The sequence below is a fragment of the Alsobacter sp. KACC 23698 genome, assembly GCF_045348435.1.
Taxonomy (GTDB): Bacteria; Pseudomonadota; Alphaproteobacteria; order Rhizobiales; family Beijerinckiaceae; genus Alsobacter.
Window position 1 is genome coordinate 2,137,577 of the sequence record NZ_CP157484.1, and the last position, 25,394, is coordinate 2,162,970.

A 25,394-nucleotide genomic window follows, 5' to 3' on the forward strand; every position below is an offset into this window, starting at 1 on the left:
CATGGAACAGGCGGGCGCACCCCACCCCATCCTCGAACTCGACGGCGTCGTCGCCGGCTACGGCCAGATGACGATCCTGAACGGGACGACCTTCTCGGTCCCCCGCGCTACGATCACCACGGTGATCGGCCCGAACGGGGCGGGCAAGTCGACGGTGTTCAAGACCGTGTTCGGCCTGCTGAAGGCGCGAGCGGGCGTGGTCCGCTTCGACGGGACCGACGTCACGAACTGGACGCCCCGCGCGCTGCTGGAGCGCGGCGTCTGCTACGTGCCCCAGGGCCGCAACATCTTCCCCGAGCTCAGCGTCCGCCACAATCTGGAGCTGGGCGGCATCTCCGCCGCCCGGGGCGTCGACATCGACGCGCGCATCGAGGAGGCCATGCAGCGCTTCCCGGTGCTGCGCCGCAAGGCGAACCAGCAAGCCTCCACGATGTCCGGCGGCGAGCAGAAGCTGCTGGAGATCGTCCGCGGCCTGCTGCTGGACCCCAAGCTCGTCCTCATCGACGAGCCCTCCATCGGGCTGTCGCCCCTGATGGTGCAGGAGACTTTCGATATCCTGAAGGACCTGCGCGCCAAGGGCGTCTCGGTGCTGATGGTGGAGCAGAACGCCCGGTCCGCGCTCGAGATCTCCGACTTCGGCGTCGTGCTGGAGCTGGGCCAGACCCGCATCATGGACAAAGCGGCCTCGGTGCTCGCCGACCCGCGCATCGGCGCGCTGTTTCTCGGCGGCTCCATCGAGGCGGCGGCCTGAGCTAGCCTCGCGCGTCCTGCAGGACGAAGCGCAGTTGCTCCGGCGTCTCGATGGCGCCCGGCCGGGCCGCCCGGACCTGCGCGACGGCCTCGACGGGCTCGACGCCCAGATGCACGAGCAAGGCGGCGGCCATGGTCCCGGTCCGCCCGAGACCCGCCGCGCAATGAATGAGGATCCGCCGCCCGGCGCGAAGCTCGGCCGCAAGCTCGGGCGCGATCGAGCGCCAGCGGGCCGCCGCTGCAGGGGAGGGTGGTCGCATGTCGGCGATGGGTAGGCTTCGCCACGCCATGCCGTGAGCCTCCGCAGCCGCGGGTAGGCCGGCGGCCCCGAGGCGGTCGCGCTCGCCGTCGTCCAGCAGCGTCAGCATGATCCCGGCGCCCCAGCCGCGGACATCCGCGAGGTCCTGGGCCAGCGAGCGTTCGCGCCCCGGGCAGGCGCTGAGTCCGATCACGCCGCCGCACGGGGCCGTCAGCGCGTCGATCCTGAATGAGGCCGGTTCCGAGAGGGGACTGGACATGGGTCTGCTGGCTGCGGCCGTGAGCGGCGCGCCACAGTGCCCATTTTCGCCGGCATCGTCCATTCCGGCGCGCGCGACGGGTCAGGACTGGTCGTGGTCGTCCTGGTCCATGTCCGGCGGCTCGGGGCTCGTGGTCACGAGCGGCTTTGACTCCGTCGCCAGCGTCGTCGCATAGGCGTTCGCCTCCTGGGCGGACGCGAAGTCGCGGGCCGTGGCTCGCGAGTAATGCGGCTCCCCGGCGAGGCGCTCGAGGTAGTGGACGTAATACCGCGTCCCGGCGGCGGGGCGGTCGCGCAATTCGGTGGTCAAGGGTGGCACCTCCTGGGTAACGAACGCCCAAGCCGGACCGGCGTTCCGCACCTGCGAAGAGAGCCTCTCAGACCACGCCGCCAGTGGCGCGCAGGCGCGCTCCATGCTAAACGGACCGCCGCGCGCCGCCGCAGGTCCCGGTAGCTCAGCAGGATAGAGCAACGGTTTCCTAAACCGTAGGTCAGGGGTTCGAATCCCTTCCGGGACGCCACCTTCCCAGGAGAACGTGGAACGTTTCATCGATTGTCTGGTGGGACAGTTGGATTTGAACGTGGGACGATCCACCTCAAAGCCACTGCGCCGCTTCAACAACGGCCTTGGTCATGTCTGCCTCTTTGGAGGGCCGTTCTGCTTCAGACATGCTTGTGTGGCCCGACACGCTCATCAGGCCCTTTGGTGAGCGCCAACGTCCGCCATTCGTTGTGAAAGCCCGGCTTGGTGGCGCCCATCCCGAAATTTCAATCCAAAACAACTGGTCGTAAATGGAACTCGGGCGGCCATGGCGCGAACAGTCTCAACGCCGCTGGCCCTATGCAATGATTGAAGGGTAAACCTGTCGGCCTGCGCGTGGCGCGCAGGCCGATGCGGGAACGACCAGAGCCGTCAAGCTATTGGCTAAGTTCGGTGACCTTCACGTCCGAAAATTTCCACTTGTCTACTTTCGTGGGTTCTGAGTAAGCGTAGAGCCCCACCTTCCACCCGTCTTCAGGCTGCGCTCCTTTCACGGTGGCGAATTTTTCACCGTTGATGAAGAAAGTCGCCGAATTCCCGCGAGTGACAAGGCCTAACGTATTCGTTGCGCCGAGGCCCTGCTTTATCGCCGGAAACTTCGTCCAGTCGACGACGGCTGACAATTTGTCTTTGTACAACTTACTGATCCGGGCCGTGCCGGCCGAAGAGATGATGGCGCGATAGAGATTGCTGTCATCTTGCGCCCAAAAAAGGATGCCGGCGCCAGCCTCTGGGGCATCACTTGAGGTTTTCAATGTCACGCAGATTTCTGCCTCGTCCAGTGAAACGCCCCTGTAGAGTAGGTTGCGAGTCTCGTTGGCGCTTGGTTTTACCTTGACCTTTCCGTCTTCCACTGAAACCGAGGGATCTCCATCATAGCGCCAACTTGAGTCGACTTCTCTGAAGTTGTCCGAAAATATCAGTTTGCCCTTGCACGCTAGTGCAGGCCCGGCGGCCAGACCAACAGACATGGCGAGGAGAGTCGACGCTGCTAGACCGCGCATTGTAGTCTCCACCAATGATTGTCGATGAGCTTCTCACTACATGAAAGATCCGTGCGAAGCCCTGATCTGAATCAACGCGACCGGATAAAGTTTCCAAGATTTGCGGTGGCGCTCTCGCTTAGCGCAAACCTATTCGGTGGACAGGCGACGAAGCGGGGCGCCGGTCCCTAACCCTTCCCGGACGCCGGCCGCGCCGGCTGACGGCCGCGCCCGTCCATCGTCATCATGTGGGGACAGATACCGGACGAGCGTTGACGCGGGACGGATGTTCCGTCTTTGTTCTCAGCATGACGCCACGCCGCCGCAGCTTCTCGCAAGCCGATTCAGACGCCCTGCTGCGGGCCGTGCAGGAGTGCCGGCGCGCCGCCGTGCAGGCGCTCACCCAGGCTCCGATCCACTCGGAGGGCGCGCGGGCGGTGCGCGACCTGATCGCGGTGCTGGACGACCTGGTCGAGGCGCTCACCGGCGAGGCCGGCCTGTTCTGGGCCAAGCCTCACTCCACCCCGGTCGGGGGCGGCAGGTCGGCCTCTTAAGCCGGGCGCCCATAAAAGATGCCCCCGCGGTGATCCGACGGGGGCATGAAGGGCGACCTGGAGTTCGTCTCGCAAAGGAGTCTCGACATGCGCGACGGGCTCATCGGACCACACGCCAAACGAGCATGCGAATCACAGTTTGTTGCATTGCGAGACGCCGCGTGAGCGGCGGCAGGAGCCTCTGTAAACACGCTTCAGGAGCGCAGGTAATCGGGGTGGCGCGTCCTGATGTCGTCGAGATTGGCGACGGTCCCGGCCAGATGGCGGCGCATGCAGGCCTCCGCGGCGTCCGGATCGGCCGCCGCGATGGCCGCGACGACGGCGGCGTGATCCTTCAGGATGGCCTCGCCCTTGCCGGGGCTCGGCAGATGCAGCCGCCGCAGCCGGTCGAGATGTCCGCTGCGGCTGCGCACGAGGGGCCACAGGTCAGGCACGCCCGCGGCTTCGAAGAGCTGCCGGTGAAAGGATTCGTCCTCGATCGCGAACCCCTCGAAATCCTGCAGCTCGAACATCGCCTGCATGCGGGCGACGCTGCGCCCGAGTCGTTCGGCGAGGTCGCCGGACGGGGCGCGCGCCACGGTCCGGACGGTTTCGATCTCCAGCGACCGGCGCAGGAAATGCGCCTGATTCACCGCCCGGATGTCGATCGGGCTGACGACGGTGGCGTGCTGGGGGAAGACGTCGACGAGGCCCTCCTCCTGGAGCCGCATCAACGCGTCCCGCACCGGGGTCGAGCTGACGCCGAATTGCTGCGCGAGATCCGCGCGCGACAGCACGGTCCCGGGCGGCAGCGACAGGTCGATAATGGACCCCCGCAGCCACTCGAACACCTGCGGCGCCGCCTGCCGGCCGCGCTCCAGGCGCGCCGACGGCAAAACGGGGAGGGTCGAAGACGCAGGAGGAAGAGCCGACATGACGGATAGCCTAGCATGGCGCTTGCGCCCGATCCACTAATGCATTAGTGCCATAGCAACGGTTCCGGAACAAGCCGCGGCGCTTGCGGCGGCTTCTTTCCTCAAAGGACCGATCAGGGAGACGCAAGACCCCAGGAGGCCCGAACGCCCCGACCCGTTTCGCACGGCGCCGCGGGCTTTCCAGACCGCCCGTTCCGACAGCCTCGCGAGACGGACCGGCCGTCCCGCCCGCGCCATCTTTCCCGGGCTCGATGAATGGGCCGCCATCCGGGTCAGCCACGACGCAGATCGCTACCCAGCAGACCGCCGCCACGCAGGACGCCCCGTCATGACCGACACCGCCAGGAAGACCTACGACCAGCTCCGCAGCGCGCGCTGGTTCGCGCCCGACAACCTGCGCGCCTTCGGCCACCGCTCGCGCCTGATGCAGATGGGCTACGCCCCCGCGGACTGGGTCGGCCGGCCCGTGATCGGCATCCTGAACACCTGGTCGGACCTGCAGCCCTGCCACGTTCACTTCAAGCAGCGCGTCGAGGACGTGAAGCGCGGCGTGCTGCAGGCGGGCGGCTTCCCGGTCGAGCTGCCGGCCCTCTCGCTCTCCGAGAGCGCCGTGAAGCCCACGACGATGCTCTATCGCAACATGCTCGCGATGGACGCCGAGGAGCTCATTCGCTCCCACCCGATCGACGGCGTCGTGCTGATGGGCGGCTGCGACAAGACCACGCCCGGCCTGCTGCTGGGCGCGACCAGCGCCGGCGTGCCGGCTATCTTCATGCCGGCCGGCCCCATGCTGCGCGGCAACTGGAAGGGCAAGATCCTGGGCTCGGGCTCCGACGCCTGGAAGTACTGGGATGAGCGCCGCGCCGGCACGATCACGGACGCCGACTGGGAGGCCATGGAAGGCGGCATCGCCCGCAGCTACGGCACCTGCATGACCATGGGCACCGCCTCGACCATGACGGCCATCGCGGAGGCGATCGGCATGACGCTGCCCAACGCCTCCTCGATCCCGGCCGCTGACGCCAACCACATTCGGCTCGCGTCCGATTGCGGCCGGCGGGTCGTCGAGATGGTGTGGGAGGACCTCACCCCCAAGAAGATCCAGACCCGCGAAGCCTTCGAGAACGGCATCGCGGTCGCGATGGCGATGGGCTGCTCCACCAACGCGATCATCCACCTGATCGCCCAGGCGCGCCGCGCCGATTGCGACATCGGCCTCGACGACTTCGAGAAGGCCAGCCGCAAGGTGCCGGTGATCGCCAACGTCCGGCCCAGCGGCGATACCTACCTGATGGAGGACTTCTTCTACGCTGGCGGCCTGCCGGCGCTGATGAACCGCATCACCCAGCACCTGCATCTCGACTGCATGACGGTGACCGGCAAGACGATGGGCGAGAACATCGCCGGGGCCGAGGTCTACAACGACGACGTGATCCGCACGGTGGAGACCGCCATCTACCAGGAGGGTGCGCTGGCCGTGCTGAAGGGCAACATCGCGCCCGACGGCTGCGTCATCAAGCCGAGCGCCTGCGCGCCGCAATACCTGAAGCACACCGGCCCGGCGCTGGTGTTCGACAGCTACCCGGAGATGAAGGACGCCATCGACCGCGACGACCTCGACGTCACGGCCGACCACATCCTGATCCTGCGCAACGCCGGCCCGCAGGGCGGCCCCGGCATGCCGGAGTGGGGCATGCTGCCGATCCCCAAGAAGCTCGTGAAGCAGGGCGTGCGCGACATGCTGCGCATGTCGGACGCGCGCATGAGCGGCACCAGCTACGGCGCCTGCATCCTCCACGTTTCGCCCGAGAGCTACATCGGCGGCCCGCTCGCCTTCGTGCGCACCGGCGACATGATCTCGGTGGACGTCGACGCCCGCACGATCAACCTCGACATCAGCGACGACGAGATGGCGCGCCGCAAGGCCGCCTGGGTCGCGCCCGAGCCGCGCTACCATCGCGGCTATGGCTGGATGTTCTCCAAGCACATCAAGCAGGCCAACGAGGGCTGCGACTTCGACTTCCTGGAAACCGCCTTCGGCGCGCCCGTCGCCGAGCCGGATATTTTCTGATCCCGCGGCCGCTGAACCCTGGAGCCCGTCATGAGCCTGAAGCCCGAAACCCGCGAGAAGCTGAAAACCGTCAGCACCGCCACGATCTGCACCGCGCTGTTCAAGCGCGGCTTTCGCAACCAGTACATCCAGGACGTGCGGCCGCTGAACCCGAACGTCAAACCGATGGTCGGGGAGGCCTACACGCTGCGCTACATCCCGGCGCGCGAGGACCTGAACCAGATCTCGGTGTTCCAGGACCGCGCCCATCCGCAGCGCAAGGCCGTGGAGGAGTGCCCGCCCGGCGCGGTGTTCGTGATCGATAGCCGCAAGGACCCGCGCGCGGCGTCGGCCGGCTCCATCCTGGTGACCCGCCTGATGAAGCGCGGCGTCGCCGGCGTGGTGTCCGACGGCGGCTTCCGCGACAGCCCCGAGATCGCCGACCTGGACATCCCGGTCTACCATAACCGCCCGGCCGCCCCGACCAACCTCACCGTCCACCAGGCGCTCGACATCAACGTCCCGATCGGCTGCGGCGACGCCCCGGTCTGGCCCGGCGACGTGGTCGTGGGCGACCGCGAGGGCGTGGTCGTGATCCCGGCCCACATCGCCGACGAGATCGCCGACGAGGCCGTCGAGATGACGGCGTTCGAGGACTTCGTCACCGAGAAGGTGCAGGAGGGCCGCTCCATCCTGGGCCTCTATCCGCCGACGGACGAGCAGAGCAAGGTCGACTTCGCCGCCTGGCGCAAGGCCAAGGGCCGGTAGAAATCGTCCGCGCCCCCTCTCCCTGGCGAAGGGAGAGGGCTGGGGTGAGGGCGCCGCCGCCGGCCGACTCTGCAATGACCGACCCACCCCCGCAATGAACCCTTGCGCGTCTCTGCCGTTTTCGATCCTGACAGGGAGAGGACGGCATGAAGGGCGCGCATCTCACGGGTGAAGTGGTCGAGACCGACATCCCCTCGCGCCTGGACAGGCTGCCCTGGGGACGCTTCCACAAGCTCGTCATCGCCGCGCTCGGCGTCACCTGGATCCTGGACGGGCTGGAGGTGACGCTCGCGGGCTCGCTCGCCGGCGCCCTGAAGGAGAGCCCGACCCTCCACCTCACCAACACGGATATCGGCCTGGCCAGCAGCGCCTATCTGGCCGGCGCGGTGCTGGGCGCGCTGTTCTTCGGGTGGCTCACGGACCGGCTGGGCCGCAAGAAGCTGTTCTTCATCACGCTGTTTCTCTACCTGATCGCCACGGCGGCCAGCGCCTTCTCGTGGGACGTGTGGAGCTTCTGCTTCTTCCGCTTCCTGACGGGGGCCGGCATCGGCGGCGAGTACACGGCCATCAACTCCACCATCCAGGAACTGCTTCCCGCGCGCGTGCGCGGCTGGAGCGACCTGTGCATCAATGGCAGCTTCTGGATCGGGGCCGCGCTGGGCGCCGCCGGCTCCGTGGTGGTGCTCGACCCGGCCATCTTCGGGGTCGACACGGGCTGGCGCGTCGCCTTCTTCATCGGCGCCGTGCTCGGCCTCGTCATCCTGTTCATGCGCCTGTGGATCCCGGAATCGCCGCGATGGCTGATGACCCATGGCCGCGCCGCCGAGGCGGAGGCCGTGGTGGCCGGAATCGAGGAGCGCTTCCGCGAGGAGGGCCACGACCTCGCGCCCGGCCCCTTCCCGAAGGCGCGCCTGCGCGCCCGCAGCCACACCCCGCTTGCGGAGGTGTTCCGAACCATCTTCCACGTCCACCGCAGCCGGGCCATGGTGGGGCTCGCCATGATGGCCGCGCAGGCCTTCTTCTACAACGCCATCTTCTTCACCTACGCGCTGGTGCTGACCGACTTCTACGCCGTCCCGTCCGACCAGATCGGGCTCTACATCCTGCCCTTTGCGCTGGGCAATTTCCTCGGCCCGCTGCTGCTGGGCCGCTTGTTCGACACCGTCGGGCGCCGGCCCATGATCGTCTTCACCTATGTGGCGTCCGGCGTCCTGCTCGCCATCAGCGGATATCTGTTCCAGCAGAACCTGCTCACGGCCGTCACCCTGACGATGTGCTGGGTCGTGGTGTTCTTCTTCGCCTCGGCGGCGGCGAGCTCGGCCTATCTGACGGTGAGCGAGACCTTCCCGCTCGAAATCCGGGCGCTCGCCATCGCGGTGTTCTACGCGGTTGGGACGGGCATCGGCGGCGTCGCGGGGCCGGCCGTGTTCGGCCATCTCGTGCAGAGCGGCTCGCGCGACACGGTCTTCGCCGGCTATGTGTTCGGTTCGGTCCTGATGATCGCGGCCGCGGTGGTGGTCTGGATGTGGGGCGTCGCGGCCGAGCGCAAGTCCCTGGAGGCGGTCGCCCGCCCGCTGGCCTTCGCCGATTGAAACGGCTTCGCACCTTCCCGCGTTGACGGGTCACAGGCCAAGGGAGGACGACGTGGGCAAGCTGCTCGACAAGGACATGGAGTGGGCGATCTCCGAGACCGATCGCACCTGGACCGAGTTTCGCGAACATCTGCGCGCCCGCGCTATCGCGAACTCGTTCGGCGGCAGCGACGTGGACAAGCCCGACGCCGACGGCGCCAGGCTGCACGACCTGCGCAGGGCGCACCAGACCGCCCGCGAGCGCCTCGAGGCGATGCTATCCAACGACGCGAAATAGCGCTATTTCACAATATCTTCGGCGGGAGCGCTCATCCCGGATCTGAGCCCTTCCGCCATCGCCCGCAGGGCCGCCATGGCGGTGTCCGTCCGCCCGGCGCGGCCCACCGACTGGCGGATCCAGGCATGCACGAAGCTGAGCTTGCACACCGCCGGCGGCGATAGCTGGAACGGGTAGAGATCCGGCATGCCCATGCTGCGGTTCAACAGGTTGAGCGAAAAGGCGAGCCGCATCCAGCTCTGCACCATCCGCTCGAAGCGCGGCTCCGAATAGGGGTCGAAATCGATGGGCGAGGGATCCTGCGAGGCCGGGCTCTCTCCCTCCGGGTCGGGGGCGGCGCCGAACACCTTCAGGAAGCAGGCCGTCTCCAGCGTGTCGACCATGTGGAAATAGTGCGCCCAGGTCTCGGCGAAATCCTCCCACGGATGGGAGCTCGCATAGGCGCTGACGAAGTGGTCCTGCCAGCGCGCAGGCGGGCCGTCGCGATAATAACGCGCCAGCGCCTCGCCATAGTCGGGCCGCTCGTCGCCGAACACCTCCCGGAACTGCTCCAGCGCGCCCTGGTCGCGCGTCAGGACGCCCCAGAAGTAGTGGGCGATCTCGTGGCGGAAATGGCCCAGCAGCGTCCGGTAGGCTTCGCCCAGGTCGCGCCGGCGCCGCTCCCGCTCGACGTCGTCCGCCTCCTTGATGTTGACGGTGATCAGCCCGTCGCTGTGGCCCGTCATCACCGGCCGGGAAGGGTCCGTCGGGTCGGCCAGGAAGTCGAAGGCGAGGCCGTCCGGGGCCTCCAGCCGCGTCTCGGGCCTGAGCCCGAAGCGGAACAGCGAGTAGAACATCCGGCGCTTGGCGACCTCGATGGTGCGCCAGAGCTGGGTGTTGTCGCCCTGCGACAGGTCCGGGATGGTCCGGTTGTAGCGGCACGCCCGGCAGAACGGCTCGCCTGGCTCCGTCAGCCAGTTGCAGCCGCCCGGCTCGGCGTTGGCGCACAGCATCTCGCCGCGGCCCGGCCGCTCGGCCGGGACCAGCTCCATTTCGCCCGGATCGAAGCCCTGCGGCGTCCCGCAACTGTCGCAGCGGGACGTCTCGAAGTGCAACGGCTGGCTGCAGATGGCGCATGCGAAGAGCTTCATGGCGTAGCCCGTAGCGATGGACGCGGCGCAGCATGGAGAACGGGCGGTCCGCCGGCCAGTTCCGCCGTCAGACGCTCTCCGCCTCGGCTCCGGGATCGGTCGACGGCCGAGGCCTGAGCCCCCGTTTCAGGATGCGCTCGAAGATGCGCGCCTTGCGCGGGTTCTGGCCGCCCTGGGGGTCGCTCATCTCCGCCCCCTTGGGCTTGCGCTTCAGCTCGACGATCCGGTCGTGGAACTCCGCCAGGGAGGGACGATGGCCGACGCTCAGCAGGGTCGCGTGCGAGAGCTCGCTTCGGAAGAGCGACATCATCGTGTCCTGGCTGGCCTCGTCCAGCGCCGAGGTGGCCTCGTCCAGGATGATGATCTCGGGCTTGTGGACCAGCAGCCGCGCAAAGGCGAGGCGCTGCTGCTCGCCGCCCGAGAGCAGCTTGTCCCAGCGTTCCTCCTCGTCGAGCCGGCTTGAGATCTGCCGCAGCCCGCACCGGTGCAGGGCGTCGACGAGGGTCTGGTCGGTCATGTCGGCCGTCGTCTCGGGGTAGAGCAGGGCCTGCCGCAGCGAGCCGTTCGGGACGTAGGGCTTTTGCGGCACGAACATGACATGCGCGCCCTTGGGGAACAGCACGCGTCCCGAACCCCAGGGCCAGAGCCCCGCGATCGCGCGGATCAGGGTCGACTTGCCGGTGCCGGATTCGCCCTTGATCAGCACCTTCTCGCCCGGCGCGAAGGCCGCCTCGGCGTCGTTGATCACGACCCGGCCGTTGTGCTGGCCGACGGAGAGCTCCTGGATGCGCAGGCTGTCGTCCGGGCTTTCGCCGATCTCGATCCGGGTCTTCTCGTCCGCGTGGTCGCCGAGCTCGCGCAGGGTGCGCCACAGCGCGACCACGCGGCCGGCCGACGCGCGCCATTCGGCGAGCCGGATATAGTTCTCCACCAGCCAGTTGAAGGCGAGCTGCACCTGCACGAAGGCCGCCGCGATCTGCATCAGCTGGCCGAGCGACATCTGCCCGCTGAGATATTTGGGAGCGCCCAGGAGCAGCGGCACGACCGGCGCCAGGATGGTGTTGCCATGGATGATGAAGGTCATCAGCGCCTGCTGCGACACCACTTTCTTCCAGCGGGCCAGGACCTCGTCCAGCGTCGAGGTGAGCGAGCGGACCTCGTCCTGCTCGCCGCCGATCAGCGCGATGCTCTCGGCGTTCTCGCGCACCCGCACCAGCTCGAAGCGGATCTGCGCCTCGGCCGCGTTCTTCTGCTCGGTGCGCTTGATCAGCGGCCGTCCCAGGAACATCATGAGACCGGACGTGAACAAGCCGTAGCACGCGGCGCAGACGACGAAATAGCCCGGGATCGTATAGCCGAAGACCTCGATCGACCCGCCCGCCGTCCACAGCACGCCGACGAACACAATCGCCATCAGGACCGCGTTCGACAGCCCGATGGCGAAGTCGACGATCGGCTCCGTCGCGATGCGCACGTCGTCGGTCATGCGGAACTCGGGGCCGTCCAGCTCCGGCGCGGCGATGTTCATCTGGTAGAAGCGGCGCTCCTCCAGCCAAAGGCCGGCCAGATAGGCCGTCAGCCACCGGCGCCAGCGCGCCTGCAGCGTCAGGCGGCAGAAGACCTGGGCCACCATCGCGCAGATCGCCGCCGCCGCGAGCGCGGCGAAGAGGGCGACCGCCCACTCCACCCGCGCGACGTCCCGGGCGTCCAGAGCGTCGAAGAAATACTTGTTCCAGATGTTGATGCCGTACTGGACGGCGATGTTGACCACGATCAGGGCCAGGATGGCCCCGGTCAGGATCCAGGCCTGCCGGGCGCTGTCGCCGCGCCAGAAGCCTGACGACATGCGCCAGAACGCCCGCGCGCCGCCGCGCGGCGCCTCGCCTTCCTCGCTGGTGAACAGGATGGTGCTTTCGGCCAGCTTGGAGGCGGGCGGGGTCGTCTCGACGGTCTGGTCCAAAATGTACGGCTCCGGACGCCCCGCAGGCAGCGAGGTCTGAACCACAACGCCAGCGTGACCGTGGCGTTCCCACCCGGCGCCCGGAACGAACCCGACATTCGCGCGCTTGTGTGGGGCGAGACGTCGTGTTTGCGTTCGCGTGCCCAGGAGGCGTGCCATGCGTACCCAGACGGGCGGGTCCGCCCGCCGCAAGCCCCCCGCCGAGGCGGCGGCGCCGAAGGACCCCTCGCCCTTGGCCGTGCCGCTCGACGCGCAGCCGATGGAGGCGAAGTCCGCCGAGAGCCTGCCCGAGGGCGAGGACTGGCGCTATGAACCCAAATGGGACGGCTTTCGCTGCCTGGCCTTCCGCTGGGGCGACGTCGTGGAGCTCAGGGCCAAGTCGGGAAAGCCCCTCACGCGCTACTTTCCCGAGGTCGTCGCCGGGCTGAAGGCGCTCCCGGTCGAGCGCTTCGTGCTGGACGGCGAGCTCGCAATCGCGCGGGGCGACAGCCTGTCCTTCGACGCCCTGCAGATGCGCCTGCATCCGGCTGAAAGCCGCATCCGCAAGCTTTCAGCCGAGACGCCCGCCTTCCTCATCGCCTTCGATTGCCTGGCCGCCCCGCAGGAGGAGGATCTCCGCGCCGCTCCCCTGGCCCAGCGCCGCGAGGTCCTCGAACGCCTCTACGCCGCCTGCGGCGAAGCCCCCGTGCTGCGCCTGTCGCCCTATACGGACGACCATGGCGAGGCGGTCGCCTGGCTGGAGACCGTCGGAGGAGCGCTCGACGGCGTCATCGCCAAGCGCCGCCAGGGCCCCTACGAGGAGGGCGAGCGGGCGATGATCAAGGTGAAGCGCCTGCGGACCGCCGATTGCGTGGTGGGAGGCTTTCGCTACGAATCCAAGTCCCGAAACTCCAAGTCCCGCCACGTCGGCTCGCTCCTGCTCGGCCTCTATGACGACGAGGGCAGGTTGAACCATGTCGGTTACACGTCCACCATCGCCAACAAGGACCGCGCGGCGCTGACCGCCCGCCTGGAGGCGCTCGTGGAGCCCCCCGGATTCACAGGCGACGCGCCGGGCGGCCCGAGCCGCTGGAGCACCGAGCGTTCGACGGAGTGGAGCCCGCTGCGCCCCGAACTCGTGGTCGAGGTCCGCTACGACCATGTCACCGGCGGCCGCTTCCGCCACGGAACGGCGCTGCTGCGCTGGCGTCCGGACAAGGCGCCGCGCCAGTGCACGATGGAGCAGCTCCAGCAGGAGGCGCGGCCCGGCCGCATCGTCGAACGGATCAGGGAGGGCTGACATGGCCGCGAGCACGCAACCCAAACCCGCAGCCGCAGACGCCGGGGTCAAGGCCAGGCGCTCGTCCGCCAAGCCGGAGAAGGACGCCGTCGAGATCGCGGGCGTGCGCGTCACCAGCCCCGACAAGGTGCTCTATCCGGAGCAGGGCATCACCAAGCGGGAGCTGGCGGACTATTACGAGGCCGTCGCCGGGTTCATGCTGCCCCATGTCCGCAACAGGCCCATCACGCTGGTGCGCTGCCCGGCCGGACGGCAGAAGAAGTGCTTCTACCAGCGCCATGCCGGCTCCGGCGTGCCGGCCGAGCTGGGCGAGGTGCTCATCCCGGGCTTCGAGGAGCCCTATCTGTTTCTCAAAGACCTGCGCGGCCTCATCGCGATCGTCCAGATGGGCGTGCTGGAGCTGCACAGCTGGGGCGCCTGCAAGGACCGGCCGGACCGGCCCGACCGCATGGTGCTGGATCTCGACCCGGGGGAGGGCACGCCCTTCGCCGCCGTCGTGGCCGCCGCGCTGGAGCTGCACGACCGGCTGGCCGCCATCGGCCTGCGCAGCTTCGCCAAGACCACGGGCGGCAAGGGCCTGCATGTCGTCGTCCCGCTCGCCCGGCGCCATGACTGGCCCGAGGTGAAGAGCTTCGCCCGGCGCTTCTCGGAGGAGGTCGCCGCCGCAGCGCCGGAGCGGTTCCTGACCAAGATCTCCATCGCCGAGCGTAAGGGCCGCATCTTCATCGACTACCTGCGCAACGATCCCACGTCGACGGCCGTGGCGCCCTATTCGTCCCGGGCCCGGCCCGGCGCGCCGGTCTCCACGCCGCTGGACTGGTCCGAAGTCACGCCGGCGCTCGATCCCGCCGCCTTCACGATTCGGACCGTTCCGGAGCGGATGCGCCGCCTCGGCGCGGATCCCTGGGCGGCGATCTTCGACATGCGCCAGCGGCTCCCCGCGCCGCCGCCCGGCGCGAAGGCCGCGCCGTCGCGCCCACGTCGGCGAAGGGCTGCGAAAGAGCAAGGACTAGACCCTTCGGTCTAGCTTGTCAGGCCAGTGGGACGCGGGTCAGGAACGGTCTAGCTTGGGGTCACGTCCTTGCCAGCCTCAAGGACCGTCCTCTCCCTGAGGACATGCGAAGCCCCAAGTTCCTTTGGCGGGCGCTTGCCATCCGGCAGGCCCCGCCTTTTTCTTTGTTTCCGTCCGACCCTTGACCTGCCTCAAGGCGCAGCGTCGTCCGCCAGCCCAGCATGCGTGCATTCAGGGATGGGAGGACCCCGCCATGTCCGCATTCAACGACCAGTTTCCGACCACCGACGTCAGCGACGACCTGTTGGCCCGCGCCTATGCGTGGTGGCGCGAGCGGCGTGAGCGGGAGGAGCTCGCCGGCCTGTCGGCGGCCGAGTTCGGGCGGATCGCCCGCGATCTCTCGCTGTCAGCCGCCGACCTGCGCGACCTCTCCGAGGACGGCGACAAGGGCGCGTCGCTGATGCGCCGCATGGCCCAGGCGCGCGGCCTCGACCTCGACCAGGCGCGCAGCCGCAACGCCGATCAGATCCGCGACATGGCGGTGGCCTGCGCCCGCTGCGGCGAGAAGAAGCGCTGCGCGCAAGACCTGGCCGAAGGAATCGCGCACCTGACGTCGGGCGAGTACTGCCCGAACGCCGAGACCTTCGAGCGCCTGTCGGCCTGAGGCCTTTCTGGCCGGACGCGGTCCGTTAACGCGCGCAAGGGCGGGGCGGCCGACTTTCCGCTCCGCCGCCCGAAACGGTCCGGCGGGACGCACGTTGGTCTTCCATTCACGCCCTCCCTCCCGAGCGTGCGATCAAACTGCCCCCGGCCTGGCCGGGGGTTTTTCTTGGGCGCCATCGGCTCAGCGCGCCGCCTCGGTCCGCACCTGCCGCTTGACGAAGAGCGCGCTGAGCACGGTGGCCAGCAGCGCCGCCGCGATGAAGCCGAACGCCGCCCGCGGCGCGCCATGGTCGATGAAAGCGCCGATCGCCAGCGGGGCGACGGTGGCCCCGATGTCCAGCCCCGAATAGACGAAGCCGAACACCTTGCCGGTCGCGCCCGGCGGCGTCGCGCTGCGCACCAGCATGTCGCGCGACGGGATGGTGGCGCCGACGAGGAAGCCCGACAGGCCGATCAGCGCCAGCAGGACGCCGTCCGGCATGGGCGCGAAGCCGAACGCCACCGTCAGCGCGCCCGCCGCGAAAAGGCCCGCGCCGACGATCCGCTCGTGATGGGGCGTCCAGTCCGCCAGATAGCCGCCGCCCAGGGATCCCGCCGCGCTGCACACCAGGTAGAGCGTCGTCGCGCTCGCCGCGAAGGAGAGAGTGGTGCGCTGGACCAGCGGCAGCAGGGTGGGCATGAAGTTCTGGGCGCCGATCTGCGCCATGGAGAGCAGGATGAAATAAACGAGGCAGGCCAGGATCGGCCCGGCCGTCAGCAGCCGCCAATCGGCCTTGCCGCCGCCGGACCCGTGCTCCGACGGCTCGATCTTCAGCCGCCCGTGCTGGAGCGCGATGAAGGCGGCGAGCGCCAGCCCCGCCACGCCCACCTGGACCAGCGCCATACGCCAGCCATAGCGTTCGGCCAGGACCAGCATCGTCAGCGGGGCGCTCGCCCAGCCCAGGGTGCCCAGCACGGTATGGACGCTATAGGCCCGTCCGATCCTGCGGCGCGCGATCCGGCCGGTCAGGATGGCGTAGTCGGCGGGGTGGAACACGCTGTTGCCCAGCCCGGCCAGCGCCGCCGCGGGCAAGAGGCCCCAATAGCCCGGCGTGAAGCCGGCCAGCGCCATCGCCCCGGAGCACAGCGCGACGCCCGCCGACAGCACCAGCTGCGGGCCGATGCGGTCGACCACGAACCCGGCCAGCACCTGGCAGATCCCGGACGCGGCGAAGAACACCGCCATGACGGCCCCGAGCTCGGTGAAGCTGACGCCCAGATCCGTCCGGATCAGCGGGAACAGGGGCGGAAGAACCAGCTGGAAGAAGTGGCTGGAGAAATGCGCCACCCCCACCAGGGTCATCACGCGCAGGTCGCGCCCGAGATCGGCAGCAGCGTCGGTCATGGTTGCTCAGTCCAGAGGCAAGGCGCCCTGCGTACAGGCAATCGCCGCCCACGGCCACGGCGCCCCTCGCAGAGCAGCCGCCCGGCGGCCGCAAATCAGGCGCGACGATGCGATCACATGCGTGCGACTTACGGGAATTTAAGTTGAAAAAGGAAACTCGCGAGTTCATATCCCCAGCGCCATGAAACTCGCCGGTTCAGTTTCCCAGACGACCCTCAGACGCGCCAGAATGGTGGACGCGGCGCTGCGGCTGTTCTCCGAGAGCGCCTATGAGGCGGTCCAGATGGACGACGTCGCGCGCGCGGCCGGCGTCGCCAAGCCGACGCTCTACCGCTACTTCCACACCAAGGAAGAGTTGTTCCTGGAAGGGCTCGAGAAGGCGCTGGGGGACCTGGAGACCGAGGCCGAGGAGGCCGCCGCCGGGGCGGCGAGCGCCCGCGAGGGTCTGGCCACCGTCATCCGCTGCGTCATCGCGTCGCTGGGCCGCTGCACGGCGGCGATCCGCGCGTTTGACGGCGCCGACACCCGCCTGGGCGAACGCGGCCGCGCCGTCGTCCGCCGGCGGGTGAAGCAGATCCGCAAGACGATCGCGTCCCTGATCGCGCGGGGCGTGGCGACGGGCGAGTTTCGCCCGCTCGAGCCCGATCTGGTCGCCGTGGCGCTCCTGGGCGCGATGCGGATGACCGCAGCGCACACCACGGAACGCCAGCAGGCGGGCGCCGCCCGCATGCTGGCCGACCTCATCGAAAACGGGCTCGCGCCCGAGGCGCCTTTCAGCGGCGCCGCTTCCCCCTTGATGGACGAAACGGTGGTCCCTTCATGAGCCGAGGCAGTTTCCTGGTCACGACAGTCCTGATCGCCGCCGCCGGGTTCGGCGCGTGGCGTTATTATGGGCGTCCCGACGTCGTGGCCCTCGTGCGGTCCGAATACGCCAAGCGAGTCTCGCCCGGTGAGGCCGCCGGCAAGGCGGCCGGGGAGGGGGGCCAGAAGGCGGCGCCCGCCAACGCCCGCCAGGGCGGCCCCGGGGCCGCCGTCGTCACGGCCGCCGCCGAGCAGCAGGACTTCCCGATCCGCCGGCGCTCGATCGGCAACATCGAGCCGAACGCCATCGTGGTGGTGAAGTCGCGCGTCGACAGCCAGCTCGTCACCCAGCACGTCAAGGACGGCCAGTTCGTCAAGGCCGGCGACATGCTGTTCACGCTGGACGACAAGGAGCTGCGCGCCGCCGTGGCCCGGGACGAGGCCAACCTCGCCCGCGACGAGGCGAACGCCACGCGCGCCCAGGCGGACCTGCAGCGCAAGCGCGAGCTCCTCGCCAACAAGTCCGGCGCCCAGCAGCAGGTCGACCAGGCCATCGCCGACGCCAAGGCGGCCGAAGCCGTCATCGCGGCCGACCAGGCCAACCTGGAGAGCGACCGCCTGCGCCTGTCCTACACCAAGATCGCCGCTCCCATCGACGGGCGGCTCGGCGTCATCCAGGTGACGCCCGGCAACCTCGTGCGCGCCGCCGACAACACCACCGGCTCTGGCGCGGGGCTCGTCACCATCACGCAGGTCAAGCCCGTCCGCGTCACCTTCACGATGCCCGAGCGCGAGCTCCCCGCCATCCGCGAGGCGATGGCCAAGGGCGCTCCGCCCACCGTGCGGGTCTACCCCAGCGGCGGAAAGACCCCGCTCGCCTCCGGCCCGCTGACCTTCATCGACAGCGCCGTCGACATGGCGTCCGGCACCATCGTCGCCAAGGCGACCTTCGCCAACGAGGACCTGGCGCTGTGGCCGGGCCAGTATGTCGACGTCGAGATCGAACTCGGCAAGCGGCCCAACACGGTCGTGCTCCCGACGGTGTCGCTGCAGGTCGGGCAGGACAGCCCCTATGTCTTCGTCGTCAAGCCGGACAGCACCGTGGAGCTGCGCAAGGTGACGGTCGCGGCCGCCGACGGCGACCGCACCGCGATCGTGGACGGCGTCAAGGCCGGCGAGCGCGTCGTCATCGACGGCCAGCTTAGGCTGGCCAACGGCGCGCGGGTGCGCGACACGGCCCGGGCCGCGCAGGTCGAGCCGGGCCGCGCCCAGCCCGACGATGCGGCGGGCAAGGATGCGGCGGCAAGGCCCGCATCCCGATCCTGACGCGCAGCCCTCCACCCCCGACCGAGGGACCTGGACCGTGAACATCTCCGAATTCTGCATCCGTCATCCGGTCGCCACGACGCTCATGTCGGTGGCGATGGTCGCCGGCGGCCTGTTCGCCTACGGCTTCCTGCCGGTGGCGGCCCTGCCGCGGACCGAGTTCCCGGTGGTCAACGTCTCCGCGTCCCTGCCCGGCGCGTCGCCCGACACCATGGCGACCTCGGTGGCGACCCCGCTGATCAAGCAGTTCACCACGATCGCCGGCATCGACACGATCACCTCGTCGAGCTCGCAGGGCCAGACCTCGATCGCGATCCAGTTCAACCTCGACCGCAGCATCGACGCGGCGGCCGCCGACGTGCAGGCCGCCATCGCCCGCACCCAGCGCCAGCTGCCGGCCGAGATGACCGACGTGCCGAGCTACCGCAAGGTGAACCCGGCCGACGCCCCCATCCTGCTGATGTCGATCAAGAGCGACACGACCCCGCTCTCCAAGCTCGACGCCTTCGTCCAGCAGGTGATCTCGCCGGCGCTGTCGACCATCGACGGCGTCGCCCAGGTGCAGATCTACGGCAGCCAGAAATACGCCGTCCGCGTCCAGATCGACCCCAATGCGCTGGCGTCGCGCGGCATCGGCGTCAACGAGCTGCAGCTGGCCATCACGGCCGCCAACGCCAACACGCCCGTCGGCACCATCCAGAACACGCAGCAGCGTCTGACCATCCAGGCGCAGACGCAGCTCGCCAACGCCGACCAGTTCCGCAACATCATCATCGCGGTCCGCAACGGCCGCCCCGTGCGCCTCGGCGACGTCGCTACGGTGATCGACTCGGTCGAGAACTACCAGCAGGCGAGCTGGTACGACGGCACGCGCTCCATCGTGCTCGCCGTGCAACGCCAGCCGGACGCCAACACCGTGGAGGTGGTCGACCGGGTGAAGGCGCTGCTGCCCACCTTCGAGAGCCAGCTGCCGCCCAACACCACCCTGCACACGCTGAACGACCGCTCCATCTCGATCCGCCACGCCGTGGAGGACGTGAAATTCACGCTCGGCCTGACGATCGGTCTCGTGATCCTGGTCATCTTCGTCTTCCTGCGCCGGGTCTGGGCCACCCTGATCCCGTCCCTAGCGGTGCCGATCTCGATCGTGGCCACGCTCGGGGCCATGTATCTGTTCGGCTTCTCCATCGATAACATCTCGCTGCTCGGCCTGACTTTGGCCGTCGGCCTTGTCGTCGACGACGCCATCGTGATGCTGGAGAACATCGTCCGGCACATGGAGGAGGACGGGAAGGGTCCGGTCGAGGCCGCCCTCGCGGGCAGCCGCGAGATCGGGCTCACCATCATCTCCATCACGCTGTCGCTGGTCGCCGTTTTCCTGCCCGTGCTGCTGATGGGCGGCGTCATCGGGCGCATCTTCAACGAGTTCGCCGTGGTGGTGACGGCCTCCATCGCGGCCTCCGCCTTCGTGTCTCTGACGCTGACCCCGATGCTCTGCTCCAAGCTCCTCAGCGTGCCGGAGAAGGGCCACGACGACCGGTCCGGCTTCGGCGGCGTCCTGGAGCGCGGCTTCGACAAGTTCCTGGCCGGCTACGACTGGGGCCTGCGCTTCAGCCTGCGCCACCAGTTCACGATGCTGCTCGTCTTCTTCGCCACGCTGGGCGGCACGGTCTGGCTGTTCATGTCGATCCCGAAGGGCTTCTTTCCCCAGGAGGACATAGGCCAGCTCAGCGTCACCACCGAGGCCCGTCAGGACATCTCCTTCGACGCCATGTCGGCGCTGCAGAAGGAGGTGGCGAACGTCTTCCAGAAATCGCCCTACGTCGCCCACGTGGCGTCCACCGCGGGCGTGGCCACTACGGGCGGCGGGGCCAATAGCGGCATGAATTCCGGCCGCATGTTCATCGAGCTCAAGGACCAGAGCCAGCGTCCGCCGCTGTCGGTGATCCTGCCGGAGCTGCGCCGTCAGCTCGCCGCCGTGCCCGGCATCACCACCTACATGGTGCCCGTGCAGAACCTCAACATCGGCGGCCGGGCCTCCAAGAGCCAGTACCAGTTCGTCATGCAGGGGCTCGACCAGAACGAGCTCTATGCCTGGTCGCAGAAGATGGCCGAGGCCATGGGCCGCGACCGCGCCTTCGCGGACGTCAGCACCGACCTGCAGAACAACGCCTTGCAGGCGACGCTCTCCATCGACCGCGACAAGGCCAATGCGCTGGGCATCACGGCCGACCAGCTCCGCTCGACGCTCTATTCGGGCTTCGGCACGCGGCAGGTCTCCACGATCTACACCGCCGGCGACAGCTACAGCGTGCTGATCGAGTTCGATCCCTCCGTGGCGTGGTCGGCCGACCGGCTCGACGTGCTGCGCATCCGCGCCTCCAACGGCACGCTGGTGCCGCTCAGCGCCTTCTCGCGCGTCGAGAAGACGGCGGGACCGCTCACCGTCAACCAGCTCGGCCAGCTCACCGCCGTGACGCTCTCCTTCAACCTGCCCAACGGCGTGGCGCTGGGCGACGCCATCACGCGGCTCGACGCCATCAAGGCGGAGATGCGGCTTCCCGCCACCATCGCGACCAGCTTCGCCGGCACGGCCAAGACGTTCCAGCAGTCGCTGGCCAACCAGGGCATCCTGCTCACGGCCGCGATCGTGACGATCTATATCGTGCTGGGCATCCTGTATGAGAGCTTCGTCCACCCGCTCACCATCCTGACGGGCCTTCCCTCCGCCGCGCTGGGCGCGCTGGCGACGCTGAAGCTCTTCGGCATGGACCTCAGCGTCATTGCGATGATCGGCCTTCTTATGCTGATCGGCATCGTGAAGAAGAACGCCATCATGATGATCGACGTGGCGCTCGTGATGCAGCGCGACGGCAAGGCCCCGCGCGACGCGATCTACGAAGCGTGCCTGGTGCGCTTCAGGCCCATCATGATGACCACCTTCGCGGCCATCATGGGGACCCTGCCGATCGCGCTCGGGGCCGGCGCCGGCGCCGAGCTGCGCCAGCCCCTCGGCGTCGCCGTGGTCGGCGGCCTCGTGGTGTCGCAGGCCCTGACGCTGTTCATCACGCCGGTCCTCTACCTCTATATGGACCGCCTCTCGAACGGCGTCGGCTCGCTGATCGGCTGGTTCCGCCGCCCCCGCGCCGTCCTGCCCCGCCCCGAGGCCCACGGCGCCGAACGCCCCATGCCGGCGGAATAGCCTGCCGCGGCGCTTGAGGGCGAGGGGGCCTGCTGCGGCCCTTCCCCTACACCCCCGTCATCCCCGGCGCGCCGTTGGCGCGGGAAGGAAATCCAGAAAAGCCGGGCGAAGGGCGCCCTCGTCCCAACCCTCCTGGATCCTCTTCCCGGCGCTGCGCGCCGCCGGGGATGACGGTTGACATTTGGATAATATTCCTATAACCCTGTCCACGCTCTGGTCCACGGAGGGGCGTCTGCAGGCGTGAGGACGTGGACCAGGGGCGGCGGCCGTCGAAGGCCGGGCTCACCACCCGGTTCGAGGCGGCGGACGGAAGACAAGGTCCGACCAGCGAAGCGCGAAGGGGCTGAAAGCGCCCCGGGATCTTCCTTTCATCCTCCAACGTCGCGCGCGGAGCGGCGAGGCCTGGCGGCCTCCCGGCTTCACTTTTCTCCACCCCACACGCCGTGGGGCAACCAGCGTCGCCGCTCCGCGCCGCCCTCCACCCCATCCCTCCGGGCCGAAAGGCCGCGGAGCTAAACGCGCGTTCCACGGCTGGGCACCCAAAAATCCCCCGTCATCCCCGGCGCGCCGCAGGCGCGGGAAGGGGATCCAGGAGGCCGGGCGGAGGGCGCCTTCGTCCCAGCCTTCGTGAATTCCCCTCGGGTCGCGTCGCGCCGCGGGGGATGACGGGCTTGCTCAGCCGGCCAGCGCGTCTTCGTACTCGGCGGAGAGGGCGAGCCACTCCTCCTCGGCGGTCTGGAGCTGCGACTGCAGCGTGGCGCGCTGGGCGGAGAGTTGCGCCGCCTTGGCGGGGTCGCGCAGGAAGGTGTTGGGGTCGCCGAGCACGGCGTCGACCCTGCGCAGCAACTCGGCGAGCTTGGTCATGCGCAGGTCGGCCGCGTCGATCTTCTTGCGCAGCGGCGTCAGCGAGCCCCGGCGGCTGGCCGCGTCGCGGCGCAGGTCGGCCTGCGACGCCCGCGCCTCCTCGGCCTTGGCGATCCGGTCCGGGCTGACCGGGCCGCCCAGCACCAGCTTGCGATAGGCGTCGAGGTCGTCGTCGAACGGCTTCACGCCGCCATTCGCCACGAGCCAGAGCCGATCGGCGCAGGCCTCCAGCAGGAAGCGGTCATGCGAGATCAGGATCACCGCGCCCTGATAGTCGTTGATCGCCTCCATGAGGGCGGCGCGGGAATCGATGTCGAGATGGTTGGTGGGCTCGTCGAGGATCAGCAGATGCGGCCCGCCGAAGGTCGCCAGCCCCATCAAGAGCCGCGCCTTCTCGCCCCCCGACAGGGCCGACACCGGCGTGTCCGCCTTCGAGCCCGGGAAGCCCATCTGCGCGCAGCGGGCGCGGACCTTCGATTCCGGACCGTCCGGCATCAGCTCGGCGACATGCGTGTAGGGCGTCGCGGCCAGGTTCAGCTCGTCGAGCTGGTGCTGGGCGAAATACGCCACCTTCATCTTGCTCGACCGCCGGAAAACGCCGGACGTCGCCTCGAGCCGTCCGCCCACCAGCTTGGCGAAGGTGGACTTGCCATTGCCGTTGGAGCCCAGGAGGCCGATGCGGTCGTCCTCCGCGATGCTCAGCGAGAGCCGGGACAGGACCGGCGCGCCGCCATAGCCCACGGCGGCGTTCTCCATCGCGACGATGGGCGGCGAGAGCGGCCGCTCGGGCGAGGGGAAGTTGAACGGCAGCACGTCCTGGTCGATGAGCGCCGCGATCGGCTCCATCTTCTCCAGCCGCTTCACGCGCGACTGGGCCTGCCGCGCCTTGGAGGCCTTGGCCTTGAACCGGTCCACGAAGGCCTGGAGGTGCTTTCGCTCCTCCTCCTGCTTCTTCACCAGCTTCACCTGCAGCGACTGCTTCTCGCGACGCTGGCGCTCGAACTGGTCGTAGCCGCCGCGATAGAGCGTCAGCTTGGCCTGGTCGAGATGCAGGATCTGATCGACCGACTGGTTGAGGAGGTCGCGGTCATGGCTGATGACCAGCACCGTGTGAGGGTACCGGGCGAGGTAGTCCATCAGCCAGAGCGTTCCCTCCAGGTCGAGATAGTTGGTGGGCTCGTCCAGGAGCAGCAGGTCGGGCTCAGCGAACAGCACGGCCGCGAGAGCGACGCGCATGCGCCAGCCGCCCGAGAAGGAGGAGCAGGGCCGCTCCTGCGCCTTCGCGTCGAAGCCGAGCCCATGCAGGATGGAGGCGGCGCGCGCCGGGGCCGCATGGGCGCCGATGTCGACGAGGCGCGTCTGGATCTCGGCGATCCGGTGCGGATCCGTCGCGGTCTCCGCCTCGGCCAGGAGCGCGGTGCGCTCCACGTCCGCGGCCAGCACCACCTCGGTCAGCGTTTCGGGGCCGCCCGGCGCCTCCTGGGCCACCGAGCCGATCTTCAGGCCCTTGCCGATCATCACCGAGCCGCTCTCCAGGGCGGTCTCGCCGCGGATGATGCGGAACAGGGTGGTCTTGCCCGTGCCGTTGCGGGCCACGAAGCCGACCCGCGCGCCGCCCGGGATGGCCACCGTGGCCTTGTCGAACAGCGTCCGGGCGCCCAGCCGGTAGGTGATTTCGTTCAGATGCAGCATGCCGGCTTGTCGCAAAGCCGGCGGGGCGGCGCAAGTCTCCAGAGGAACAAGCCTCCTGAGGCGCAAGCCTCCAGAGGCGCAAGCGCTACTCGACGGCCTCGACCGGCTCGCCGGCGCGCGGCGGCTCCTGCGCCAACGTGTTCACCGCCAGGGCGATGAGGGCGTATTTGGTCGCCGTGGCGGTGAGGTCGCGGAACCAGTTGACGATGTCGCCCCACGGGTCGTTGACCTTGCTCAGCCCCGAGATGAACGCCACCACGGTGCCCACCTCCGTCGCGCCCTGCACCACGTACCACCCGCCCACCGCCAGCACCGCCGCGGTGCCGGCGTGATGCAGGAGGTTCATCAGGAAGTTCATGGAGAACTTCAGTTTCAAGATGCCCATGTTGAGCGCGAAGATCTGATCGATGAGCGCTTCCGGTCGGGGGTCCTGCGCCGCGCCTCCGGCCGCGACCATGGCGGTGCTGACCGCGCGCAACGCCGTGACGCGCTGCGCGACCCTGCGGTTGATGGCGCGCTGCATGACGGGCACGAACACCGCCTGCGGCAGGAACACGGCCATGGCCACCAGCGCCATGGTGGGCTGGATCAGCGCCATGTAGCCGAACACCGTGACCAGCAGCCCGCCCTGCAGCAGCGGCTCCGACAGCGAGACGCCGACGAAGCCGCCGATCGGCTCCACCTCGTTCAGCATCATCGAGGTCTCGACGCCGAGCGCCCCCGGCGTGGTGGCGCCGGGCTGAAGGCCGATCAGCAACGCCTCCACGTCGAGACGCAGCGTCCGGACGGCGTTCTCGCTGACCCAGCTGCGATAGACGTTCATGCCCAGCTTGATCAGGCCCTCGGTCGCCGCCACCGCGAGATAGAGCAAAGCGAGCGCCAGGATGGGGCGAAGCTGGCCGCCCCGGAACGCATCGTTGACGATCCGCCTCTGGATCTCCAGCGGAGCGGCCGACATCAGGAACACCACCACCGACAGGCAGGACAGCGCGATCTGGTGCCGAGCGCTCACGCGCCAGACGAAGCCCAGCAGGGAGCCGGGAAGCTGCGGCCGCGCGACGGCGGTACGCGAGGCCGGACCCAGCCCCGCAGCGGTCCCGAGAGCCTCCACGCTGGTGATGGCGCGCTGCATCCG

General features: G+C 68.9%; 21 protein-coding genes and 1 tRNA gene. 13 read left to right on the top strand and 9 right to left on the bottom strand.

Annotated features, from left to right (window positions below):
• Nucleotide 1 precedes the first annotated feature (1 nt).
• Nucleotides 2-751: an ABC transporter ATP-binding protein gene (locus ABEG18_RS09985; RefSeq protein ID WP_406857912.1), complete on the top strand. Its 750-nt coding sequence runs from the start codon at nucleotides 2-4 to the stop codon at nucleotides 749-751.
• A 1-nt stretch (nucleotide 752) separates the two neighbouring features.
• Here ABEG18_RS09985 and ABEG18_RS09990 read toward each other — a convergent pair whose 3' ends face one another.
• Together ABEG18_RS09990 and ABEG18_RS09995 are read right to left on the bottom strand one after the other, a co-directional pair.
• Entirely contained in the window at nucleotides 753-1,268 is a 516-nt protein-coding gene (locus ABEG18_RS09990; protein WP_406857913.1) for a protein-tyrosine phosphatase family protein, read from the bottom strand.
• Between the two features lie 81 nt (nucleotides 1,269-1,349).
• Nucleotides 1,350-1,577 (bottom strand): hypothetical protein, encoded by a 228-nt coding sequence (locus ABEG18_RS09995; RefSeq protein WP_406857914.1) that lies wholly within the window; start codon nucleotides 1,575-1,577, stop codon nucleotides 1,350-1,352.
• Nucleotides 1,578-1,711: 134 nt separating this feature from the next.
• On the opposite strand from ABEG18_RS09995, the gene ABEG18_RS10000 reads away from it, so the two are divergent.
• Nucleotides 1,712-1,788, top strand: a tRNA-Arg gene (locus ABEG18_RS10000).
• A gap of 397 nt (nucleotides 1,789-2,185) precedes the next feature.
• Here ABEG18_RS10000 and ABEG18_RS10005 read toward each other — a convergent pair.
• Nucleotides 2,186-2,812: a hypothetical protein gene (locus tag ABEG18_RS10005; RefSeq protein ID WP_406857915.1), complete on the bottom strand. Its 627-nt coding sequence runs from the start codon at nucleotides 2,810-2,812 to the stop codon at nucleotides 2,186-2,188.
• A gap of 287 nt (nucleotides 2,813-3,099) precedes the next feature.
• Here ABEG18_RS10005 and ABEG18_RS10010 point away from each other — a divergent pair, with 287 nt between their 5' ends.
• Nucleotides 3,100-3,345, top strand: a complete 246-nt coding sequence (locus ABEG18_RS10010) for a hypothetical protein (RefSeq protein WP_406857916.1) — start codon at nucleotides 3,100-3,102, stop codon at nucleotides 3,343-3,345.
• A gap of 194 nt (nucleotides 3,346-3,539) precedes the next feature.
• Here ABEG18_RS10010 and ABEG18_RS10015 read toward each other — a convergent pair whose 3' ends face one another.
• Entirely contained in the window at nucleotides 3,540-4,259 is a 720-nt protein-coding gene (locus ABEG18_RS10015; RefSeq protein WP_406857917.1) for a GntR family transcriptional regulator, read from the bottom strand.
• Between the two features lie 328 nt (nucleotides 4,260-4,587).
• On the opposite strand from ABEG18_RS10015, the gene araD reads away from it, so the two are divergent.
• From araD to ABEG18_RS10035, 4 genes are all read left to right on the top strand, one after another.
• Entirely contained in the window at nucleotides 4,588-6,330 is a 1,743-nt protein-coding gene (gene araD, locus ABEG18_RS10020; RefSeq protein ID WP_406857918.1) for an L-arabinonate dehydratase, read from the top strand.
• A gap of 30 nt (nucleotides 6,331-6,360) precedes the next feature.
• Complete coding sequence (locus ABEG18_RS10025; RefSeq protein ID WP_406857919.1) at nucleotides 6,361-7,077, top strand: ribonuclease activity regulator RraA; 717 nt, start codon at nucleotides 6,361-6,363, stop codon at nucleotides 7,075-7,077.
• Between the two features lie 146 nt (nucleotides 7,078-7,223).
• The gene (locus ABEG18_RS10030) at nucleotides 7,224-8,669 is read left to right on the top strand and encodes an MFS transporter (RefSeq protein WP_406857920.1); all 1,446 of its coding nucleotides are present in this window, start codon (nucleotides 7,224-7,226) and stop codon (nucleotides 8,667-8,669) included.
• Nucleotides 8,670-8,721: 52 nt separating this feature from the next.
• The gene (locus tag ABEG18_RS10035; RefSeq protein WP_406857921.1) at nucleotides 8,722-8,946 is read left to right on the top strand and encodes a hypothetical protein; all 225 of its coding nucleotides are present in this window, start codon (nucleotides 8,722-8,724) and stop codon (nucleotides 8,944-8,946) included.
• 2 nt (nucleotides 8,947-8,948) lie between these two features.
• Here ABEG18_RS10035 and ABEG18_RS10040 read toward each other — a convergent pair whose 3' ends face one another.
• Together ABEG18_RS10040 and ABEG18_RS10045 are read right to left on the bottom strand one after the other, a co-directional pair.
• On the bottom strand, nucleotides 8,949-10,076 hold the full coding sequence (locus tag ABEG18_RS10040; RefSeq protein WP_406857922.1) for a putative zinc-binding metallopeptidase: 1,128 nt from the start codon (nucleotides 10,074-10,076) through the stop codon (nucleotides 8,949-8,951).
• Between the two features lie 67 nt (nucleotides 10,077-10,143).
• Nucleotides 10,144-12,036 (bottom strand): ABC transporter ATP-binding protein/permease, encoded by a 1,893-nt coding sequence (locus tag ABEG18_RS10045; RefSeq protein WP_406857923.1) that lies wholly within the window; start codon nucleotides 12,034-12,036, stop codon nucleotides 10,144-10,146.
• 157 nt (nucleotides 12,037-12,193) lie between these two features.
• Between ABEG18_RS10045 and ABEG18_RS10050 the strand changes: the two genes are divergently transcribed.
• From ABEG18_RS10050 to ABEG18_RS10060, 3 genes are all read left to right on the top strand, one after another.
• A complete protein-coding gene (locus tag ABEG18_RS10050; protein WP_406857924.1) occupies nucleotides 12,194-13,315 on the top strand; it encodes an ATP-dependent DNA ligase in 1,122 nt (373 codons plus the stop codon).
• Between the two features lies 1 nt (nucleotide 13,316).
• Nucleotides 13,317-14,342 carry a non-homologous end-joining DNA ligase gene (gene ligD / locus ABEG18_RS10055; protein ID WP_406857925.1) on the top strand — a complete coding sequence of 342 codons (1,026 nt, stop codon included), beginning with the start codon at nucleotides 13,317-13,319 and terminating at the stop codon, nucleotides 14,340-14,342.
• Between the two features lie 238 nt (nucleotides 14,343-14,580).
• Complete coding sequence (locus ABEG18_RS10060) at nucleotides 14,581-14,991, top strand: DUF6455 family protein (RefSeq protein WP_406857926.1); 411 nt, start codon at nucleotides 14,581-14,583, stop codon at nucleotides 14,989-14,991.
• Nucleotides 14,992-15,171: 180 nt separating this feature from the next.
• On the opposite strand, the gene ABEG18_RS10065 is transcribed toward ABEG18_RS10060, so the two are convergent.
• Nucleotides 15,172-16,374, bottom strand: a complete 1,203-nt coding sequence (locus tag ABEG18_RS10065) for an MFS transporter (protein ID WP_406857927.1) — start codon at nucleotides 16,372-16,374, stop codon at nucleotides 15,172-15,174.
• A 229-nt stretch (nucleotides 16,375-16,603) separates the two neighbouring features.
• Here ABEG18_RS10065 and ABEG18_RS10070 point away from each other — a divergent pair, with 229 nt between their 5' ends.
• The 3 genes from ABEG18_RS10070 (at nucleotide 16,604) to ABEG18_RS10080 (ending at nucleotide 21,703) form a co-directional block, all read left to right on the top strand.
• A complete protein-coding gene (locus ABEG18_RS10070) occupies nucleotides 16,604-17,197 on the top strand; it encodes a TetR/AcrR family transcriptional regulator (RefSeq protein WP_406857928.1) in 594 nt (197 codons plus the stop codon).
• Nucleotides 17,194-18,501, top strand: coding sequence for an efflux RND transporter periplasmic adaptor subunit (locus ABEG18_RS10075; protein ID WP_406857929.1), 1,308 nt, complete (start codon nucleotides 17,194-17,196; stop codon nucleotides 18,499-18,501). Before ABEG18_RS10070 ends, ABEG18_RS10075 begins: the two co-directional genes overlap by 4 nt.
• Nucleotides 18,502-18,586: 85 nt before the next feature.
• Nucleotides 18,587-21,703, top strand: a complete 3,117-nt coding sequence (locus tag ABEG18_RS10080; protein WP_406858579.1) for an efflux RND transporter permease subunit — start codon at nucleotides 18,587-18,589, stop codon at nucleotides 21,701-21,703.
• Nucleotides 21,704-22,378: 675 nt separating this feature from the next.
• Here ABEG18_RS10080 and ABEG18_RS10085 read toward each other — a convergent pair.
• Together ABEG18_RS10085 and ABEG18_RS10090 are read right to left on the bottom strand one after the other, a co-directional pair.
• Nucleotides 22,379-24,259 carry an ABC-F family ATP-binding cassette domain-containing protein gene (locus ABEG18_RS10085; RefSeq protein WP_406857930.1) on the bottom strand — a complete coding sequence of 627 codons (1,881 nt, stop codon included), beginning with the start codon at nucleotides 24,257-24,259 and terminating at the stop codon, nucleotides 22,379-22,381.
• Between the two features lie 85 nt (nucleotides 24,260-24,344).
• The gene (locus ABEG18_RS10090; protein WP_406857931.1) at nucleotides 24,345-25,391 is read right to left on the bottom strand and encodes an ABC transporter transmembrane domain-containing protein; all 1,047 of its coding nucleotides are present in this window, start codon (nucleotides 25,389-25,391) and stop codon (nucleotides 24,345-24,347) included.
• Between the last annotated feature and the right edge of the window lie 3 nt (nucleotides 25,392-25,394).

Excerpts from the sequence above, each read along its gene's own strand:
- ABEG18_RS09985 (WP_406857912.1), top strand. The coding sequence starts at position 2 with ATGGAACAGGCGGGCGCACCCCACCCCATCCTCGAACTCGACGGCGTC.
- ABEG18_RS09990 (WP_406857913.1), bottom strand. The coding sequence starts at position 1,268 with ATGTCCAGTCCCCTCTCGGAACCGGCCTCATTCAGGATCGACGCGCTG.
- ABEG18_RS10005 (WP_406857915.1), bottom strand. The coding sequence starts at position 2,812 with ATGCGCGGTCTAGCAGCGTCGACTCTCCTCGCCATGTCTGTTGGTCTG.
- ABEG18_RS10010 (WP_406857916.1), top strand. The coding sequence starts at position 3,100 with ATGACGCCACGCCGCCGCAGCTTCTCGCAAGCCGATTCAGACGCCCTG.
- ABEG18_RS10015 (WP_406857917.1), bottom strand. The coding sequence starts at position 4,259 with ATGTCGGCTCTTCCTCCTGCGTCTTCGACCCTCCCCGTTTTGCCGTCG.
- araD (WP_406857918.1), top strand. The coding sequence starts at position 4,588 with ATGACCGACACCGCCAGGAAGACCTACGACCAGCTCCGCAGCGCGCGC.
- ABEG18_RS10025 (WP_406857919.1), top strand. The coding sequence starts at position 6,361 with ATGAGCCTGAAGCCCGAAACCCGCGAGAAGCTGAAAACCGTCAGCACC.
- ABEG18_RS10030 (WP_406857920.1), top strand. The coding sequence starts at position 7,224 with ATGAAGGGCGCGCATCTCACGGGTGAAGTGGTCGAGACCGACATCCCC.
- ABEG18_RS10040 (WP_406857922.1), bottom strand. The coding sequence starts at position 10,076 with ATGAAGCTCTTCGCATGCGCCATCTGCAGCCAGCCGTTGCACTTCGAG.
- ABEG18_RS10050 (WP_406857924.1), top strand. The coding sequence starts at position 12,194 with ATGCGTACCCAGACGGGCGGGTCCGCCCGCCGCAAGCCCCCCGCCGAG.
- ligD (WP_406857925.1), top strand. The coding sequence starts at position 13,317 with ATGGCCGCGAGCACGCAACCCAAACCCGCAGCCGCAGACGCCGGGGTC.
- ABEG18_RS10060 (WP_406857926.1), top strand. The coding sequence starts at position 14,581 with ATGTCCGCATTCAACGACCAGTTTCCGACCACCGACGTCAGCGACGAC.
- ABEG18_RS10065 (WP_406857927.1), bottom strand. The coding sequence starts at position 16,374 with ATGACCGACGCTGCTGCCGATCTCGGGCGCGACCTGCGCGTGATGACC.
- ABEG18_RS10070 (WP_406857928.1), top strand. The coding sequence starts at position 16,604 with ATGGTGGACGCGGCGCTGCGGCTGTTCTCCGAGAGCGCCTATGAGGCG.
- ABEG18_RS10075 (WP_406857929.1), top strand. The coding sequence starts at position 17,194 with ATGAGCCGAGGCAGTTTCCTGGTCACGACAGTCCTGATCGCCGCCGCC.
- ABEG18_RS10080 (WP_406858579.1), top strand. The coding sequence starts at position 18,587 with ATGTCGGTGGCGATGGTCGCCGGCGGCCTGTTCGCCTACGGCTTCCTG.
- ABEG18_RS10085 (WP_406857930.1), bottom strand. The coding sequence starts at position 24,259 with ATGCTGCATCTGAACGAAATCACCTACCGGCTGGGCGCCCGGACGCTG.
- ABEG18_RS10090 (WP_406857931.1), bottom strand. The coding sequence starts at position 25,391 with ATGCAGCGCGCCATCACCAGCGTGGAGGCTCTCGGGACCGCTGCGGGG.